At 36.2% G+C, this 18,345-nt stretch carries 12 protein-coding genes, 2 tRNA genes, 2 rRNA genes and 1 pseudogene; all 17 read right to left on the minus strand.

The features are described 5' to 3' along the window. The 17 genes and pseudogenes from C7D97_RS07100 to C7D97_RS07185 all read right to left on the minus strand — a co-directional run bounded on the left by C7D97_RS07100 (position 1) and on the right by C7D97_RS07185 (position 18,247). Positions 1-327, minus strand: coding sequence for a PTS lactose/cellobiose transporter subunit IIA (locus tag C7D97_RS07100; protein WP_476692328.1), 327 nt, complete (start codon positions 325-327; stop codon positions 1-3). A 42-nt stretch (positions 328-369) separates the two neighbouring features. Further along, the gene (gene lacB / locus C7D97_RS07105; RefSeq protein ID WP_105301377.1) at positions 370-900 is read right to left on the minus strand and encodes a galactose-6-phosphate isomerase subunit LacB; all 531 of its coding nucleotides are present in this window, start codon (positions 898-900) and stop codon (positions 370-372) included. Between the two features lie 9 nt (positions 901-909). Beyond that, positions 910-1,362: an RpiB/LacA/LacB family sugar-phosphate isomerase gene (locus C7D97_RS07110; RefSeq protein ID WP_105301378.1), complete on the minus strand. Its 453-nt coding sequence runs from the start codon at positions 1,360-1,362 to the stop codon at positions 910-912. Between the two features lie 444 nt (positions 1,363-1,806). Then, a complete protein-coding gene (locus C7D97_RS07115) occupies positions 1,807-2,556 on the minus strand; it encodes a DeoR/GlpR family DNA-binding transcription regulator (RefSeq protein WP_105301379.1) in 750 nt (249 codons plus the stop codon). Positions 2,557-2,617: 61 nt separating this feature from the next. Continuing rightward, positions 2,618-4,036, minus strand: coding sequence for a PTS galactitol transporter subunit IIC (locus tag C7D97_RS07120; RefSeq protein ID WP_105301380.1), 1,419 nt, complete (start codon positions 4,034-4,036; stop codon positions 2,618-2,620). 43 nt (positions 4,037-4,079) lie between these two features. Further along, positions 4,080-4,385 carry a PTS sugar transporter subunit IIB gene (locus tag C7D97_RS07125; protein ID WP_105301381.1) on the minus strand — a complete coding sequence of 102 codons (306 nt, stop codon included), beginning with the start codon at positions 4,383-4,385 and terminating at the stop codon, positions 4,080-4,082. Between the two features lie 9 nt (positions 4,386-4,394). Continuing rightward, a complete protein-coding gene (locus C7D97_RS07130; RefSeq protein ID WP_105301382.1) occupies positions 4,395-4,862 on the minus strand; it encodes a PTS sugar transporter subunit IIA in 468 nt (155 codons plus the stop codon). Positions 4,863-4,868: 6 nt separating this feature from the next. Next, the gene (gene lacB / locus C7D97_RS07135; protein WP_105301377.1) at positions 4,869-5,399 is read right to left on the minus strand and encodes a galactose-6-phosphate isomerase subunit LacB; all 531 of its coding nucleotides are present in this window, start codon (positions 5,397-5,399) and stop codon (positions 4,869-4,871) included. 9 nt (positions 5,400-5,408) lie between these two features. After that, the gene (locus C7D97_RS07140) at positions 5,409-5,861 is read right to left on the minus strand and encodes an RpiB/LacA/LacB family sugar-phosphate isomerase (protein ID WP_105301383.1); all 453 of its coding nucleotides are present in this window, start codon (positions 5,859-5,861) and stop codon (positions 5,409-5,411) included. Positions 5,862-6,305: 444 nt separating this feature from the next. Continuing rightward, positions 6,306-7,742 (minus strand): alpha-L-fucosidase, encoded by a 1,437-nt coding sequence (locus C7D97_RS07150; RefSeq protein WP_105301384.1) that lies wholly within the window; start codon positions 7,740-7,742, stop codon positions 6,306-6,308. Position 7,743: 1 nt separating this feature from the next. After that, positions 7,744-9,105, minus strand: a complete 1,362-nt coding sequence (locus C7D97_RS07155) for an MFS transporter (protein WP_105301385.1) — start codon at positions 9,103-9,105, stop codon at positions 7,744-7,746. Between the two features lie 625 nt (positions 9,106-9,730). After that, a complete protein-coding gene (locus C7D97_RS07160; protein ID WP_105301386.1) occupies positions 9,731-11,458 on the minus strand; it encodes a lactose-specific PTS transporter subunit EIIC in 1,728 nt (575 codons plus the stop codon). Positions 11,459-11,898: 440 nt separating this feature from the next. After that, positions 11,899-12,525: pseudogene (locus C7D97_RS07165) on the minus strand (citrate/2-methylcitrate synthase). A gap of 264 nt (positions 12,526-12,789) precedes the next feature. After that, positions 12,790-12,865, minus strand: a tRNA-Gln gene (locus C7D97_RS07170). Between the two features lie 1,762 nt (positions 12,866-14,627). Next, a 5S ribosomal RNA gene (gene rrf, locus C7D97_RS07175) occupies positions 14,628-14,744 on the minus strand. Between the two features lie 216 nt (positions 14,745-14,960). Continuing rightward, a 23S ribosomal RNA gene (locus C7D97_RS07180) occupies positions 14,961-17,995 on the minus strand. A 176-nt stretch (positions 17,996-18,171) separates the two neighbouring features. Next, positions 18,172-18,247: transfer RNA gene (locus C7D97_RS07185), tRNA-Ala, on the minus strand. Positions 18,248-18,345: the final 98 nt, after the last annotated feature.

Below are 18,345 nucleotides of genomic sequence, written 5' to 3' on the forward strand. Positions count from 1 at the left end.
TTACCTCTTCCTGTATATCTCACATATATCGTATACAATATCCTTCAGTAACATAGTTGTCATCAAGTGGTCTTGAGCATGAATCATAATAATTCCTATATCAAGGTCTTTACCTTGTGCATCTAGGGCCAACATTTCAGTTTGTTTTGCGTGAGCAATATTTAAGTTCTCTTGAGCATTTTCTACAAGACCATCAATTTTATCGAATTCTCCATTTCTAGCGCATTTTATAGCCTCTAGTAAACCACTCCTAGCATCTCCTGCATATGCTACGATTTCAAAACCAAGCATACCTATATCTTTCCTTGACATTTCCTTATCTGACATATACTCCTCCTTATATTTTATAATATTTATAAAAGATAATACCTAATCGTGGTATTCTCCCCTATCCCATTTTTCTATAAATTCATCAAAGAATTTATCGTTAGACACTTGGTCTTTCTCATCTTCTTTATACTTTTCTTCTATTGCCATTAGTTTTTCTATTAGTTTCTCATTTTCTTCTGTTTTCTTGTATTCTGCATTGATAAATGAGTCTATTATTTCAAAGGCTAAGTCTCTTCCTACTATCATTCCACCAAAGGCTATTACATTTGCGTTTAGTTCTTCTTTGGCATAGATAGCTGTCGCACAATCTCTTACTAAAGCACAACGTGTGCCGAAGGCTTTGTTTACTGATGCTGATATGCCTACTCCTGTTCCACAAAGAACCACTCCTAGGTCACAGTCACCTTTTGCTACTAACTCTCCTGCCTTTTTTCCAAAGATTGGGTAGTGGGTTCTTGTGTTATCGTATGTTCCTACGTCTACTACTTCATGGCCCAGACTTTTGAGGTGGTCAGATACTTCCATTTTTAAACTTGTGACTATGTGGTCACATCCTAATGCTATTTTCATCTTTACCTCCTACATCATTTTGTTGAGCATGTCGATTCTTATTTGGTGACGGCCTCCGTCATAACCATGGCTTAGGAAGTTTCTTAGACAAGATTTCGCTAAATCTTCTCCCACTACTCCTGATCCCATCACAAGAATTCTTGCTCCGTTGTGTCTTTTGGTCATTAGGGCGCTTCTCTCATCAGATACTTCTGCAGCAACCATTCCCTTATGCTTTGAGCAAGCCATATAGCTTCCTGCACCGTATCTATCAAGTACTATCCCTACACTTGCATCATCACTTCCTGTTGTTAAGATTCCGTCCACCTCTAAAAGCTTTTCACAAACTGCATTAGAGCTGTCCACAAAATCAAAACCATCTTCTGTCAAATCTTCATAAGCGATAGATTTGTTTTCTAACTCATCAATCAAGGCATCCTTTAATTTTAAGGCATCCTTGTCGGAAGAAATATACATCTTCATAAATACCACCTTTCTTTGATATACTTATACCCACTAACGTTTTTATATATTTTGGAAATTTATTATTTTTTAAAAAATACTCAACTATATTTATTTCTAGAGTTTTATTATTCAGAAAACGCTTATTTTGATCAAAAGCAAATCTTTAAAAACCCATTTCCATATAATAGAACACTATTATTATTTTAATTTAATGATAGAAAAAGTAAATTTCACATCCTTTCTCAACATTTTTGTTTGTTTTTGTTTTCTTTTTTTTGTTTTTGTTTGTTCATGAGTATAGTACAACACCTAAATAGATTTGTCAAGGATTTAAACTGAGATATATATTTTTTATATAGAATATTTTAAATCAAAAATCCCTAGGCTATTTTATCAATAACCCAAGGATTTATTTTGAAAACTAATACATCTTTATTAGAAAGATATTTATTGCATGGTAATTTAGTTTATTAACTTAGTGTAGCTTTCTATATCTTTCTTCCCTTTTAAGGATATTTTATCATCACTTATGACATCAGCGTTTTCTATATTATAGAAGGCATAGAAGTCTTCCACGCCGATTTTTGATGAGTCTGCTATTAGATAAGCCTTGTTTGAATTATCCAATATCTTGGATTGTAGAACTCCTTCATCTACGCTATAAGTGTAAGCGAAAGAATCGCTGATACCATTTACTCCAATAAAGGCCTTGGTAAATCTTATTTTCTCTACAAGATCTAGGGCAAGGCTGCCAACAAAAGCACCAGTACTTTCTCTAAATTCTCCTCCAATAAGAAATATCCTAGTTCCTCTAATCTTTTTGAGCTTTTCAAAAAGATACAAGGAATTCGTGTATATATTGCAGTTCTTGTTAGTCATATAAGAACTCACATACTCAATAGTTGTTCCTGCCCCAAGGAATATATTTTCCTCATCTCCTATAAGAGATGCAATGATTTTGGCAATGTATTCTTTCTTATCCTTGTTCTTTAACATCTTCTCCTCATTAGAAAACTCACGGGGAAGAGCCTTCTCAAGACTCTTGGCCCCACCGTGAACTCTAACAAGTTGATTTTTATCTTCTAATTCCTTTAAGTCTCGTCTTACGGTCATGTCAGTGACCTTAAGAAACTCGCTTAATTTAGAAACTTGAACAATCCCATCGTTTGCTAGTTGAGATAGGATTAGCTCCTGTCGTTTTTCTTTTAACATATATTTTCCCTTTTAAAATAAATACCGTCATCTACTATGATTGACGGTATTTTAATTATTATTATTCTATTACATCTTCTTTTCCAGCCTTGTATTCCTCGTTTCTCTTAATCATCTCTTTTCTATACCATAGGAATAGGGCTAGATATACAGCTATTACTACTAGAGCAATAAGTATTTGTTTTCCACCTTGTGTATTTGCTAGTCCTACAAAGTAAGCTACAAACTTTTCAACTGGTCCTTCGAGAGTTGAGTGAGTGATAAGAGCTGACTCAGATAGGCCTGCTGGGAAGGCATTTACTGATTTAGCCGCTTCTGTAGCATAAGGAGCTATCAAAGTACCTGACCATAGGAATATTGGTAACATAAATATACCTATAAGTATCATTCTTATGATTCTACCACGAGTTACTACCAAAAGTGCTGGTGTAAGTCCCATCGCTATTATACCACCTAATGGTAGGACTTTATTGCCTGGTAGTATGATTGCTATTAAAAGCATAATTGGTGCTAGGATATTTGCAGCTGCCCACATTTCTGAACGTCCTGCGATAAATGGCCAGTCAAGTCCGATATTTAGACTACGTCCTCCAAGTTTCTTGTTGGCAAAGTCTGCAATACCTTGAGATAGTGGCTCAACTGATTCGATAAACCATTGACCTATTACAGAAAATAGTTCCAAACAAGTTGCTGCCGTAAAGGCAAGGGTGAAGGTATCCATCAAAGGCATGCCTGCAAGTAGACCAATAAACAATCCTAGATAGATTCCTATAGCTGACTTAGATCCCCAGAATCCGATTTTAGAGTTAAGCTTTGCAGCGTCGAAATCGTATTTATCTAAGAATGGAAATATCTTATCGATAATCTTATTAAATAACATGACTATTGGGTTCATCATATAGTTCATGTGGGTAGTTGTCATTGGGTTTTCGTCTGGTGCATCCAAAAGATCATTAAAGGTTGGCTTCATCAAGTCTGAGTTTATAATCTTTAATACTCCTATAAATATTACTAGAAGTGTTGTTACAAGTAGATTTGCACCCATATACATAGCAAATAGACCTGTTATAGCCAAATGCCATATATCAAAAATATCAACGTCTAATGTATTGGTTTTGTTTAGTAAAAGCATAGCTATATTTACTATTATCATTACCAGCAAGAAATATAAGGTGTAAGGAGATCCCCAAGTTATTGTTGCAAGAGGAGCCCAACCCACATCAGTTATACTTAATTCAATACCTGTTCTTCCTACGAAAGCTTGCAAAGCTTCTGAGAAACTTGAGGTAAGTATGTTCATTACCGCACCAATAGCAGTAATTGAAATTGCAAGCCTAATACCACCTTCTAAGGCCTTTGAGAATTTAACTCCTACAATTAAAGATATAATTGTAAGTACCAAAAGCATGAGCACAGAAGGAATTATAATATCCATGAATTTTCCCAAATAGGTATTAGCAAATTCTATTATTCCACTCATTTTATTTCTCCATTTTGTTAATTATTGTTTTATATCTATTAATTTACTTTAGATTTCCTTCTTTTATTATTGCTTCTACCTTATCGTAAACAGGTTTAGCCATAGCTGGCATTCTGTAAAGGATTGGACCTGCATCTACTACAGGAATATTTACATCAAATCCTAAATCAGTTTTTGAAATTTGGGCAAATATATCATATTTATTAATCATTTCTTCTGTGATATCCTTTATCATAACTGCATCACATTTTACTTCATAACCCCTATTTTTCATTTCATTTTCTAAGGCGTTCTTGATTTGGTGACTTGAATTAACTCCTGCTCCACATGCTGCTAAAATCTTAATCATAATTTCCTCCTAAAAATTTTTCTCAATAAATTCGTAAATTTTATCTTCACTATCTAAACTGAAAAGCTCTTCTATTCCTTGTGTTTTTGTAACAAAATCCATTATCTTTGCGAGAACATCTGTCTGCATTCCACCTTCATTATTTAATATCATGAAGATAAATGAAACATCTAATTCTTTTTCTGGATCAATCATATTATTAAAGCTTATCTTTTTGTTTAACTTAACTGGTATTACCCTAGTAACCTTACAAGCTTCCGCTTCTGTGTGAGGTATAGCTATATTAGGCAAGCTATCGCTTACAAGAGACATATCCATTCCTGTTGGATAATTTTTCTCTCTTTCTTCAACCATTTGAAGAAACTTATCATTTACCAAGTCATCAGCCTTAAGTTTATCGTAAAGCTCTTTAAATAGATCTTCTTTGCTAGAAGCATCAGATATATATACATTATCTCTTACTATTAACTCTGACATAATTACCTAATCGTGGTATTCTCCCCTATCCCATTTTTCTATAAATTCATCAAAGAATTTATCATTAGACACTTGGTCTTTTTCATCTTCTTTATATTTTTCTTCTATTGCCATTAGTTTTTCTATTAGTTTCTCATTTTCTTCTGTTTTCTTGTATTCTGCATTGATAAATGAGTCTATTATTTCAAAAGCTAGGTCTCTTCCTACTATCATTCCTCCAAAGGCTATCACATTTGCGTTTAGTTCTTCTTTGGCATAGATAGCTGTCGCACAATCTCTTACTAAAGCACAACGTGTGCCGAAGGCTTTGTTTACTGATGCTGATATGCCTACTCCTGTTCCACAAAGAACCACTCCTAGGTCACAGTCACCTTTTGCTACTAACTCTCCTGCCTTTTTTCCAAAGATTGGGTAGTGGGTTCTTGTGTTATCGTATGTTCCTACGTCTACTACTTCATGGCCCAGACTTTTGAGGTGGTCAGATACTTCCATTTTTAAACTTGTGACTATGTGGTCACATCCTAATGCTATTTTCATCTTTACCTCCTACATCATTTTGTTGAGCATGTCGATTCTTATTTGGTGACGGCCTCCGTCATAACCATGGCTTAGGAAGTTTCTTAGACAAGATTTCGCTAAATCTTCTCCCACTACTCCTGATCCCATCACAAGAATTCTTGCTCCGTTGTGTCTTTTGGTCATTAGGGCGCTTCTCTCATCAGATACTTCTGCAGCAACCATTCCCTTATGCTTTGAGCAAGCCATATAGCTTCCTGCACCGTATCTATCAAGTACTATCCCTACACTTGCATCATCACTTCCTGTTGTTAAGATTCCGTCCACCTCTAAAAGCTTTTCACAAACTGCATTAGAGCTGTCCACAAAATCAAAACCATCTTCTGTCAAATCTTCATAAGCGACAGATAAGTTTTCTAACTCTTCGATCAAGGCATCCTTGAGTTTTAAGGCATCCTTGTCGGAAGAAATATACACATTCATAAAACCTCCTGTGTTTGTTTTTGTTTTTTATTTATTCTTTTTGTTTGCTTATTTTTATATTACATCATACTCGAACATTTGTCAAGCGTTTGCAAAAAATATTTTTCTAATATTTTCAAAATAAAAATACCCTTAGTTAAGTATATATCTTAAATAAAGGTATTTTGAGTCTTAATTTTTATTAGCACAAATACAAACATTCATCTCAAATCCAGCCCTTATTGCTGTATTTATAGACGCTGTATGAGAAAATTGAGTCGTATATATCGGACTTACATGCGAGTTTTCAGCTTTAATTTGAAGAGCTAAACTTCTTACCATAGAAGATGAAAGTCCTCTATATTTTTTATCAAAATAAAACTTCAGGGATAGAAAATCTATCCCTGATTAAGAATTTGGTTGATTTTTATTTAAAAACACAATTTTAGAAAAACGCAATTAAAGTTAATACACTCCTACAAAAGAAATTATAGGAGCTACCCTAGAATCTTCAATGTGGATTTCAATTTCATTTGTATTAATACCTTTTAAATCTATAATTTTTTTGTAACCTATAGTTGTTGCATCAGCAATTCTTTCCATTTTATTTTCTTCATTTTTATACCATATAGAAAATTTTTCCACTCTTTGACTAAAAGCTATTGCTTCTTTTAACACCATATAAGACAACTTCTTTTTTTCTTTCCATTTAAAATTAATTGAAAGTTCTCTATCACCATCTTTATTTTTAAATACTTTTTCATAATCATCTATCCTAATACAGTCAGCATTTTTACCATCGACATCTGTTTCAGGTATAGTAGTGATTTCTGAAGTTTCAGTTAAATTTTCTCTAAATGTTTCTTTGATAAAATCTCCAAGTAATTTTACATTTTTAACATCAGTTGGATGAAGTTTTCCATTTTTCATAGGCGGTAAATTTAATAGAAGTGTAGTATTGCCTCCGACTGATGATAAGTATATTTTTTTTAAATTTTCAAAAGATCTAACTTGGTCGTCTTCCTCTTCATGATAAAACCAACCAGGACGGATAGAAACATCTGTTTCCGCTGGATAATAAGCTAACTTTTCCTCAGATTTTAAACATTCTCTACTTCCAAGATCTTCCTGAGTTTCATCCAAAGGTCGATTACGAAACTCTTCATTATCTTCTTGTTGGCTTAGCTGTGCAGTAATTGCCGGGTCGGTCATATCTTCCGATACTACACTCCACTCACTTTCTCGAACTTCTCCTGCTTCATTCCCAACCCAACGAATGTCTGGACCTGAAATTGATATTACTGCGTTTGGCTGTAATTTACGCATGACATCATAATATCTTTGCCAATCATAAACTTGCTTTTTGCCATTACTTCCTTCTCCACATGCACCGTCAAGCCAAATAACAAATATATCCCCATAATTTGTCAATAGTTCTGTAAGTTGATTAATATAATAATCATCGTACTCTACACCTTTCCCATAAGATTCATTATTTCTGTCCCACGGAGAAAGATATACTCCGAATTTTAATCCATATTCTCTACATGCTTCCGCAGTTTCCTTAACTATATCCCCTTTACCATTTTTATATGGAGAATTTTTTACGCTATGTTCTGTGTACTTACTTGGCCATAAACAAAAACCGTCATGATGTTTACAAGTAAGTATAAGACCTTTCATACCACCCTCAGAAGCTGTTTTAGCCCATTGACGAGCATCTAATTCTTCTGGATTAAAAATTGATGGAGATTCATTACCTGAGCCCCATTCACTACCCGTAAAGGTGTTTACAGTAAAGTGAATGAAACAAAAATATTCTAAATTATGATACTCAATTTGTCTCCTACTCGGTACAACTGATACCAAACGTTGATCTTCTTTAATTCCCTCATATAACATATTAATTTTCCTCCATCTCTAATTTAAGCTTCCTATTTGCTTCTTCTACATTCATTTTTGACATTATAAAAGTTATAATTAATGAAAGTACCATAGGAATCCATAAATACATAACATTAAGCATACTTAAAACTGAATCTGGTTGTATGGTTGCATCTTTTACAAATCCACTCGCATTAAGTAACCATCCACTTATAGCAACACCTAAACCTCCACCGATCTTTGTTCCAAATGAAGTACAAGAAAACATAGCCCCATCTATATGCTTATTCGTTTTTAGATAAGTGTATTCGGAGCAGCTTGCAACAACTGCACCCATATCTCCTTGCCATGGCGCCATTCCTAATGCTGCAATTGCTGTAAACGCAATCATTAGTGGAACACTTCCCATATAGCCTGCAACAATAACTCCTACACGTGAAAGTGTTGCTAATATATATCCAGCAAGATTCATTTTATATAATCCATTCATCTTTTCTAAAAGTGTAGGAGTAATACACATCGCAATAATTACTGGAATATTAATAGCCCAAGAAAATACAGCAAATAAATTTTCATTTTTCAATATGTAAATCATATAATAAATTCCCATATTAAGCATAGCTGAATAAATTTGTTGACAGATATAAGTACCACAAATCATCAAATAATATTTGTTAGAAAATAAAAGTTTTGCTACTTCTCCTAAACTATATTTTTCATCAGTGTGATTCTTTCCTTTTTTTAATTCCTCTTCTGATAATTCCTTTATTGATAATACCGAAATAGTATTAACTATAAGTCCTATTATTGCATAAACTACTGCTACTAGTCTCCATGCAGCTGCATCTCCTCCTGCCGCTTTCACAAATTGAATTGTAACTGATTGTATAAGTAAACTTGTAGAAAATGCAAATATAAAACGGAATGATCCCATCTCAACACGTTCTTTGCTGTTTTTTGTACAAAATGTTACAAGTGAAGCATACGCTATATTATTTGCTGTAAAAAATACTGCATTTAATAATGTATATGAAATGAAAAACCATATATATTGACCTTTTGAACCAAGACTTGCAGGAATTGCAAAGTTTGCAACAAGAGTTATTGCACATCCTATGTATGAATAAAGCATCCATGGTCTTGCTTTTCCAAGTTTACTTTTTGTTTTATCAATCAAAGTTCCGAAGAACATATCTGTTATTCCATCAAATATTTTTGAAACCATAATAAGAGTTCCAATGATTCCAGGATTTAATCCTACAGTATTTGTTAGATACAGCATAACAAATGATGATAAGAAGGCGTATACAACATTACCTGCTAAATCACCCGATCCATAACCTACTTTGTTATACCATTTAAGGTATTTCTTTTCTTCCATATTAAAATTCTCCTTTAAATTCTCGCTATTTCCTAAGAAATAGATGTTATTATTATAAATTTATATTTATAAAACCCTATTTTATAAATTGGAGTTTACACAAAAAATTTGACAATACTCCTATCTGATTTTCAAAACATTTTTAAATTTAATCGTATAACAATAATATACATTATTATTTTAAATAATTTTTCCCTTCAAATCTTAAGTCATTTTTTATGATGTAGATTTTTATGAATTGGATACTATTTCTAAAACCTCATGATTTGATCATAAAGTTCTAAGTGATTCAGAATACAACCTCTTTGAATTCTGCGAACATATGCATCAAATTATCTTATGTCACCTCCTTTATTTTCATAAATACATCCATCTTTTATCGCTTGCCCTTTAAATTTATTCTTCAACAAAAAGTGTTTAATCCAATTTCTAATATAAAAGTTTATATCTGAAAAATCATCATTCTCTTTTGTTATGGGAAAGATTCTTAAATCTTCATCTATAATATCAAGATTTCAATCATTTATTTTTAAATTATAAATTATTTCCTTTATATTTTATAAAAAATATTAGTCACCGGCTAATATTATGCCTCTTAATATAACATTTTCTGGTAGTTTTTTCACTATTTCATGCTCTCTTTTACGAAATCTAGCGAGGCTTGTCCATCTCTTGAAAGTCCAATATATTGAGCTCCTTGAGTCTTAACTAACTTAATTCCTAGTGGGTCGGTTTCCTGTTTCATATCATCATAGTTTGAAGCAACTTGTGGGGCTAATACTACTAGGTCAAAGTCTGGTAGGATATCCCTGTGAGCGCCGTAGCTATCTGCTACAGCTGTTACATTTGCTCCGTGTTCTTCTGCCGCTTCGTTTAAGGCATTGGCTAAAAGTCCGCTTGTACCTCCGCCCGCACATAAAACTAAGACATTGATTGGCTCATCACTCGCAACTTCCTTTGTTGGAGAAGATATTTCTGTGCTATTCTCTTCTTTTTTGTTTTTTTCTAATATAGAACTGGCTTCTTTTGTATCAAAACTAGCCTTAACCTTTTCTTCTAAAATCTTACTTTCTGAAGTATTTCCACTTTTTTCTTCTACTAAAATTTTATTATCATAAGCCTTAAAGGACGGGTAATAAATTAATGAATCAATTAATATCAATACTAAAACTAATATTACTGATTTCATTTGAAAATTTAACCCTAAAATAATACCAATAGGAGCTGGTAATGCCCAAGGTAAGTTAGTTGTAAATCCATTCATGTTCAGTACATCTACAAAAAACTTAAATATCCAAACATTAGCGATAGGCGCTAAAATAAATGGTACAAAAAATGTTGGGTTCATAACAATTGGTGCTCCAAACAAGATTGGTTCATTTACTCCAAAGAAAGTAGGAACTACTGAAGCCCTCCCAACTTCTTTATTTCTTTTAGATTTTGATAGCCACATAAACATAAAAGGAACTACTAGAGTTGCTCCTGTTCCACCAAATGTCACTATAAACATTTGGGTTCCAGAACTTATAATTCTATTAGCATGCTCTCCAGCTTGCATTAAATTCAAATTTACTTCAGGGTTTGAATATAAAATAGCTATCAATATTGGCTCTAATATTGAAGGACCATGGATCCCCACAAACCACAAAAAAGCATACGATCCAAAAATAATTGTAAGACCAATATATCCATCTAACAATTTAAAAATAGGATTAAATCCTAGATTTATAAATTCTATTAAACTAGCATTTGTTAAATATCTAATTATTGTATCAGTGGCATATATTACTATAATTGATATAGCAAAAGGTATTAAATCAGTAAATACCTTAGATATATTTGGTGGTACCTCTTTAGGCATCTTGATTGTAACATTATTTCTCATACAAACTTTGTAAATATTTACTGTTACAAAGGCTGCTATGAAGGCTGTAATAAGACCCTTAGTTCCCATAAAGGCACTTAAAAATCCACCTTCTTCTGCAGGATCTGCCGAAAGGATTAAAAATCCAACCATAGCCGCAAGCATGGTAGACATAAAGTTTATTTGTTTTTTCTTATCCATGCTCCTATTTACCATATCAGTAAAGGACTTGGCTGTAGTACCTGCTACTAAAAAACCTAAGATACCCATTGAGTAGTTATAAGGCTTCATAAGTAGGTCTACCGTCCTATCGGACCAAACCACACCAAAGGCATTTGGTACGAAGGCTATAAGAATAAAAATACTTGAAAATAACACTAAAGGAATTACAGAGTTAAAACCATCTTTTATTGATCTTAAGTATATATTTCTAGATACTTTATCGAAAAAGGGTTTTGATTTTTCTATCTTTTTTACTAATTCATACATAATTACTCCTTAATGCTTATTTGGATTGCAATAAATTAGATTTAGATTCATCTAAATAAAATGATATTTTCACTCTCTTGCTTATTATATCTTTTCTTTCCATAAGTCCTCCTTAACCATATACGTTTATATTTGTTTGTTTTTTATCTCTTATGTTTGAGTATATACTAAATTTAAAATTTGTCAATAGTTTTCATCAATAATTTCATATCCACTATAAAATAGATGAAATACTAATTGTAATTAAATATACTTTATTGCAAACGTTTATACTTCATAGTGTACAATATTATGTATTTGCCTTCCTCTTATATTTTGTTTCAATCTTTTTCGTCTATTAAGCTCATAAAAATAAAGATAATAGAACCCCTTAATCCTCGTTTCAGATTTTGGGATTTTATCAACTAAGATTTTTTAAATTTTTTCCCTCTTTTTACTTGTCATCTCTCATCAAGCCCTATGTATTCTTTCCTCTCACCCAGATAATTATAGGCAGGCCTTATTATCTTCTTATCTACGATTTGTTCTAGCCTGTGGGCGGACCAGCCTACTGTTATTTCTATGGCAAAGATTGGGAGGAAAACTTCTCTTGAGATTTTTAGCATATCGTCAACCAGACCTGAATATAGGTCTACGTTAGCGCAGGGTAGATAGGGTCTGTTGAATTTTTCCATTATTAGTTCTTGGCCTATTTTTTCTATGTTTTCTACGAAGGCGAAGTCGGCTTCCCTGCCCTTGATTTTGGCAAGTTATCTGGCCTTTTCCTTAAGGAGGACTGCTCTTGGATCTGATAGGGTGTAGACTGCGTGGCCTAGGCCGTAAATTAGTCCCTCGCCTCCAAAGGCTTTTTTATCTAGAATTGTTTCTAGGTAGTCCCTTATCTCTTTTTTATCTCCCTTCTCTTTTACATTTTCCCTTATATTATCAAGCATCTTGGCTACTTTTATGTTAGTGCCGCCGTCCCTTGGTCCTTTGAGGGAGGCAAGGCCAGCTGCCATGGCCGAATAAGAATCATTGCCGAATAAGGATACTACGTGGTTTGTATGTAGATATAATTTCGAAATCATAAGCCTTAGCTTCGACTAAATGAGCATTAGCGAACGCCTGTAGAATCCTCTTCTATATCCATATAACTTATATAATTTCAGATTCAAACTACTCTCTAAATACCAAATTTAAAAAACTTTCCAAACTACAAGCTTAATTTAATCAATTAATAGGTTCTCAGCGAGCATTGGGAAATACTAAATCTAAGGGCATATAAACTTTTATCTCTTCTAAAAATTTGTAAAATAAAAATCCGCAGATTTTCATCCACGGACCTAATAATTTGGCTGGAATGACAGGACTCGAACCTGTGCTCTCCAGAGTCAGAATCTGGTGCCTTACCGACTTGGCTACATTCCAAAAATATAACTTACAAGTTATAAGATACCTTTTATTATTGATTTGTCTATAGCTAATTTAAAAATTTATCATCATATGTAGTTTAGCTAATACAAATGCCTTCTAAAATTATCTAAGTGATTAAGGTGACGGATGTTTTAATACCTATGTGTTCCGTTTCCCTATTTTTATTTTCTTATACATAAAAAGACTCAGTCCTTTGACCAAGTCTTGTTTGTTTGGCGATTTCCACTGAAACTAGTTTGTTACACAAACTCCTCCGCTACTTCCGTAGCTATGTTTCAGGCTTAAATCACCATTTAGGTGATTTAAGAGTCTCCCGGGAGGTTTGTCCTAAAGAAAGCGGACGGCTACTTCCGAGTACCATCGGCGTTGTTAGGCTTTCACCTTCGGTGAACCACTCCGTGGAGGATCCTCTATGAGCCGGATGGGCTCGTTTTCTGTGACAGGTCATACATAAACATGCTTTAACCAGCATTTTTATGCCGAAAACAAAGCACGATAGTGCGTAATAGTTTGCGAAGCAAACGAGTTTTCGTGACAGGTGTTAACTTTTCCATAAATTATACATTTTTAAACACAATAAAAGACTCAGTCTTTCAACCAAGTCTTGTTTGTTTGGCGATTTCCACTGAAACTCGTTTGTTTCGCAAACTCTTCTGCTACTTCCGTAGCTACGTTTCAGGCTTAAATTGTCATTTAGACAATTTAACAGTCTCCCGGTTCCCTGCTTTTTATTTTCTTATACAGAAAAAGACTCAGTCGACTGACTGAGTCCTAATTGTTTAGCGGCTTCCACTGAAACCCGTTTGTTTCACAAACTCCTCCGCTACTGCCGTAGCTATGTTTCAGACTTAAATTGTCATTTAGACAATTTAACAGTCTCCCGGGAGGTTTGTCCTAAAGAAAGCGGACGGCTATTTCCAAGCACCATCGGCGTTATCAGGCTTTCACCTTCGGTGAACCACTCCCGTGGAGGATCCTCTATGAGAGCCGGATGGGCATGTTTTCTGTGACAGGTCATACATAAACATGCTTTAACTAGCATGTTTATGCCGAAAACAAAGCACGATAGTGCGTAATAGTTTGCGAAGCAAACGAGTTTTCGTGACAGGTGTTGACTTTTCCATAAATTATACATTTTTAAACACAATAAAAGACTCAGTCTTTTAACCAAGTCTTGTTTGTTTGGCGATTTCCACTGAAACTCGTTTGTTTCACAAACTCCTCCGCTACTTCCGTAGCTACGTTTCAGGCTTAAATCACCATTTAGGTGATTTAAGAGTCTCCCGGTTCCCTGCTTTTTATTTTATTATACAGAAAAAGACTCAGTCTTTTGACCAAGTCTTGTTTGTTTAGCGATTTCCACTGAAACCCGTTTGCTTACGCAAACTCATTCGCTGCTTCCGCAGCTTTGTTTCAGGGTCAAAATGCCATTTAGGCATTTTAACAGTCTCCCGGGAGGTTTGTCCTAAAGCAAGCGGACGGCTACTTCCGAGTACTATCGGCCTTGTTAGGCTTAACTTCTGTGTTCGGTATACATAAACATGCTTTAACTAGCATGTTTATGCCGAAAACAAAGCACGATAGTGCGTAATAGTTTGCGAAGCAAACGGGTTTTCGTGACAAGATGTATCTATTGCCGTTCGATTAGCTCATAATTCTTTTTAGTTAGAATATTAATATATACTTTTTTTATGCGATGTATGGTTTATAATTTTATGTAACAAAAAAGACTCAGTCAAACAACTGAGTCTTTTTTGTTTGGCGATTTCCTAGTCTCCCGGGAGGTTGCCCTCCGAGTACCATCGGCGTTATGAGGCTTAACTTCTGTGTTCGATATGGGAACAGGTGTATCCCTCATGCCATCATCACCATATTCATGACCCAACCCGAAAACTTGTTTTCGTTAGGTTGAACCTTCTTATTCACTAAATAGCAGCCGAGTTAAACTTCTCCGTTCTAAGCTATCATTAAGCTTAGGATTGGTCCGTAAGTTCCTAGCCAAGCTTTCTTCGAAACCTTGGGGAACTCTCGACTAGGACCTACCATCGATTTGTTTCACAAATCGGGTTAGGTCTCTAAAAAAATATTTCCAGTCAAGATTTAAAGTTTAGTATCCATTAGCTTAATACATTACTGCACTTACACCTTGGACCTATCAAAGGTATTTTCTTTACCTACTCTGAGAAATCTTATCTTGAGGCCTGCTTCGTACTTAGATGCTTTCAGTACTTATCAATTCCACACGTAGCTACCCAGCTATGCTCCTGGCGGAACAACTGGTACACCAGAGGTGTGTCCATCCCGGTCCTCTCGTACTAGGGACAGATCCTCTCAAATTTCTTACGCCCACGCTGGATAGGGACCGAACTGTCTCACGACGTTCTGAACCCAGCTCGCGTGCCTCTTTAATGGGCGAACAGCCCAACCCTTGGGACCTACTTCAGCCCCAGGATGAGACGAGCCGACATCGAGGTGCCAAACCTCCCCGTCGATGTGGACTCTTGGGGGAGATAAGCCTGTTATCCCCGGGGTAGCTTTTATCCGTTGAGCGATGGCCCTTCCATGCGGTGCCACCGGATCACTAAGTCCGTATTTCTACTCTGCGCAACTTGTAGGTTTTGCAGTTAAGCTCGCTTCTGCCTTTGTACTCTACGAATGGTTTCCGTCCATTCTGAGCGAACCTTTGAACGCCTCCGTTACTTTTTGGGAGGCGACCGCCCCAGTCAAACTGCCCAACTGACAATGTCCGATGCCCTGATTCAAGGGTCATCGTTAGAACTTTAATATTAGAGGGTTGGTATCCCAAGGATGACTCCACATACACTGGCGTGCGTGTTTCTAAGTCTCCCAACTATCCTGTACGTCTAATCTCAAAGTCCAATATCAGCCTACAGTAAAGCTCCACGGGGTCTTTCCGTCCTAGCGTGGGTAAGTCGCATCTTCACGACTACTACAATTTCACCGGATCCTTTGTTGAGACAGTGCCCAAATCGTTACACCTTTCGTGCGGGTCGGAACTTACCCGACAAGGAATTTCGCTACCTTAGGACCGTTATAGTTACGGCCGCCGTTTACTGGGGCTTAAGTTCTAGCCTTCGCTTATGCTAAGCCTTCCCCTTAACCTTCCAGCACCGGGCAGGTGTCAGCTCCTATACTTCATCTTTCGATTTTGCAGAAACTTGTGTTTTTGGTAAACAGTCGCTTGGGCCTGGTTTCTGTGGCCAGATCGCTCTGGCTCCCCTTCTCCCGAAGTTACGGGGACATTTTGCCGAGTTCCTTAACAAAGGTTCTTCCGCGCGTCTTGGTATTCTCTACCTCCCTACCTGTGTCGGTTTTGGTACGGGCGCTTTGGTCTTGATAGTGACTTTTCTTGGCAATTTGAAATCAGCTACTTCTCTACTTGTGTTTTCGATACCTATCAAAGCTTAGCCGTCTATCATGCGGATTTGCCTACATGAAAGCCTTACTTTTTAGACTAGCATCCATCAGCTAGCTTAGCTTATCCTCTTGCGTCATCACTTCTCTATAGCGACTTTAAGCGGTACAGGAATTTAAACCTGTTATCCATCGGCTACGCCTTTCGGCCTCGCCTTAGGTCCCGACTTACCCTGAGGGGACGAGCCTTGCTCAGGAATCCTTAGGGTTTCGACGGGGATGATTCTCACATCCCTTCTCGCTACTCATGCCAGCATTCTCTCTTGTATGCGCTCCACACGTGCTTTCGCTTATGCTTCTTCGCCCATACAATGCTCCTCTACCACTGATAGAGGCTTTAAAACTAGCTATGATTTTGGTTTGAATACTTAAACCAGATTTTACTGTTTGGTGATTTCGTAGTTTACAACTTACCTTTTACTTGTTTGCGTAATTAGTTTATTGATAACTCGTTTATCTTGTTGATATTTTTAAATATTTCCGTCTAGTTTTTCTTCTAACCTTTTTCATAGTTACTTTTAAATCCTCTATCAATCCGAAGCTTCGGTACTGGATTTTAGCCCCGTTCATTTTCGGCGCAAACCCACTTGACCAGTGAGCTATTACGCATTCTTTAAATGCATGGCTGCTTCTAAGCCAACGTCCTGGTTGTCTTAGTAGGTTCACATCCTTTTCCACTTAATCCAGATTTTGGGACCTTAGCTGTCGGTCTGGGCTGTTTCCCTTTCGACTTAGAAGCTTATCCCTCTAAGTCTGACTCCTTGATCTGATTTTTTGGCATTCGGAGTTTGATAGGTTTTGGTACGGTAAGCCGCCCTAGACCATTCAGTGCTCTACCTCCTTAAATCTTAATCAAAGGCTAGCCCTAAAGCTATTTCGAGGAGAACCAGCTATATCCGAGTTCGTTTGGTTTTTCGCCCCTATCCACAGTTCATCCGATACGTTTTAAACCGTACCCGGTTCGAGCCTCCAGTGAATTTTACTTCACCTTCACTCTGACCATGGATAGATCACCCGGTTTCGGGTCTATCGCATTTAACTATTCGCCCTATTAAGACTCGCTTTCGCTTTGGCTTCATCTCTTAAAGATTTAACCTTGCTAAATACGATAACTCGCTGGCCCATTCTACAAAAGGTACGACATCAGGCTTTAGCCCTCTGTCTGCTTGTAGGCACTAGGTTTCAGGTTCTGTTTCACTCCCCTTTCGGGGTTCTTTTCACCTTTCCCTCACGGTACTTGTTCGCTATCGGTCACATGTTAGTATTTAGCCTTAGGGGATGGTCCCCCTATCTTCACAACGGATTCCTCGTGTCCGGTGCTACTTTCCTCCCTGGTTTATTTAGTTTTCGTCTACAAGACTTTCACTTTCTTTGGTTCATCTTCCCAGATGATTCGACTAACTAGATATTCCTCAATGGATTAGGCTCTTTTCTTTTCGCTCGCCGCTACTTGGAAAATCGAGTTTTCTTTCTTTTCCTCCTGTTACTTAGATGTTTCAGTTCACAGGGTCTTGCTTTACTAAGCTATGTATTCACTTAGTAATGACTGTGTCTTCCACAGACGGGTTTCCCCATTCGGAGACCTAGGGGTCAGTGCTTGTTGTGAGCTTGCCCTAGTTTTCGTTCACTTACGTCCTTCTTCGCCTTCATGTGCCAAGGCATCCACCTTGCGCCCTTTCTTTCTTGACTGGAAATATTTTTTGCTATTTAGTTTTATCTTAGCTATTGCTAAGTGGTTCAGTTTCTAATGACTCTATCTTTTGCCAAACTCGTCGGCTTGCTGACAAAGTTTCTTCGAAACTTTGAAACGCCGCGACGTCTGACCTTCCATCAATTTTGCTTCGCAAAATTGGGATAGGTCATTATGGTGGAGATAAAGAGATTCGAACTCTTGACCCCCTGCGTGCAAGGCAGGTGCTCTCCCAGCTGAGCTATATCCCCATGTTTTATATTGTTTTTAATTTAAATTTTCTTAGATACCTTAATATTTTAATATCAACGATCTTTATATTCTTTTCCGTGTGAGAAGTCAACGTGTC

This window comes from Anaerococcus marasmi, from assembly GCF_900290195.1.
In the GTDB taxonomy this organism is placed as follows: Bacteria; Bacillota; Clostridia; order Tissierellales; family Peptoniphilaceae; genus Anaerococcus; species Anaerococcus marasmi.

Bases quoted from the DNA above. Each gene is read 5' to 3' on its own strand.
- C7D97_RS07130 (WP_105301382.1), bottom strand. From the start codon at position 4,862: ATGTCAGAGTTAATAGTAAGAGATAATGTATATATATCTGATGCTTCT.
- C7D97_RS07100 (WP_476692328.1), bottom strand. From the start codon at position 327: ATGTCAGATAAGGAAATGTCAAGGAAAGATATAGGTATGCTTGGTTTT.
- C7D97_RS07160 (WP_105301386.1), bottom strand. From the start codon at position 11,458: ATGTATGAATTAGTAAAAAAGATAGAAAAATCAAAACCCTTTTTCGAT.
- C7D97_RS07150 (WP_105301384.1), bottom strand. From the start codon at position 7,742: ATGTTATATGAGGGAATTAAAGAAGATCAACGTTTGGTATCAGTTGTA.
- lacB (WP_105301377.1), bottom strand. From the start codon at position 900: ATGAAAATAGCATTAGGATGTGACCACATAGTCACAAGTTTAAAAATG.
- C7D97_RS07115 (WP_105301379.1), bottom strand. From the start codon at position 2,556: ATGTTAAAAGAAAAACGACAGGAGCTAATCCTATCTCAACTAGCAAAC.
- C7D97_RS07155 (WP_105301385.1), bottom strand. From the start codon at position 9,105: ATGGAAGAAAAGAAATACCTTAAATGGTATAACAAAGTAGGTTATGGA.
- C7D97_RS07120 (WP_105301380.1), bottom strand. From the start codon at position 4,036: ATGAGTGGAATAATAGAATTTGCTAATACCTATTTGGGAAAATTCATG.
- lacB (WP_105301377.1), bottom strand. From the start codon at position 5,399: ATGAAAATAGCATTAGGATGTGACCACATAGTCACAAGTTTAAAAATG.
- C7D97_RS07110 (WP_105301378.1), bottom strand. From the start codon at position 1,362: ATGAAGATGTATATTTCTTCCGACAAGGATGCCTTAAAATTAAAGGAT.
- C7D97_RS07125 (WP_105301381.1), bottom strand. From the start codon at position 4,385: ATGATTAAGATTTTAGCAGCATGTGGAGCAGGAGTTAATTCAAGTCAC.
- C7D97_RS07140 (WP_105301383.1), bottom strand. From the start codon at position 5,861: ATGAATGTGTATATTTCTTCCGACAAGGATGCCTTAAAACTCAAGGAT.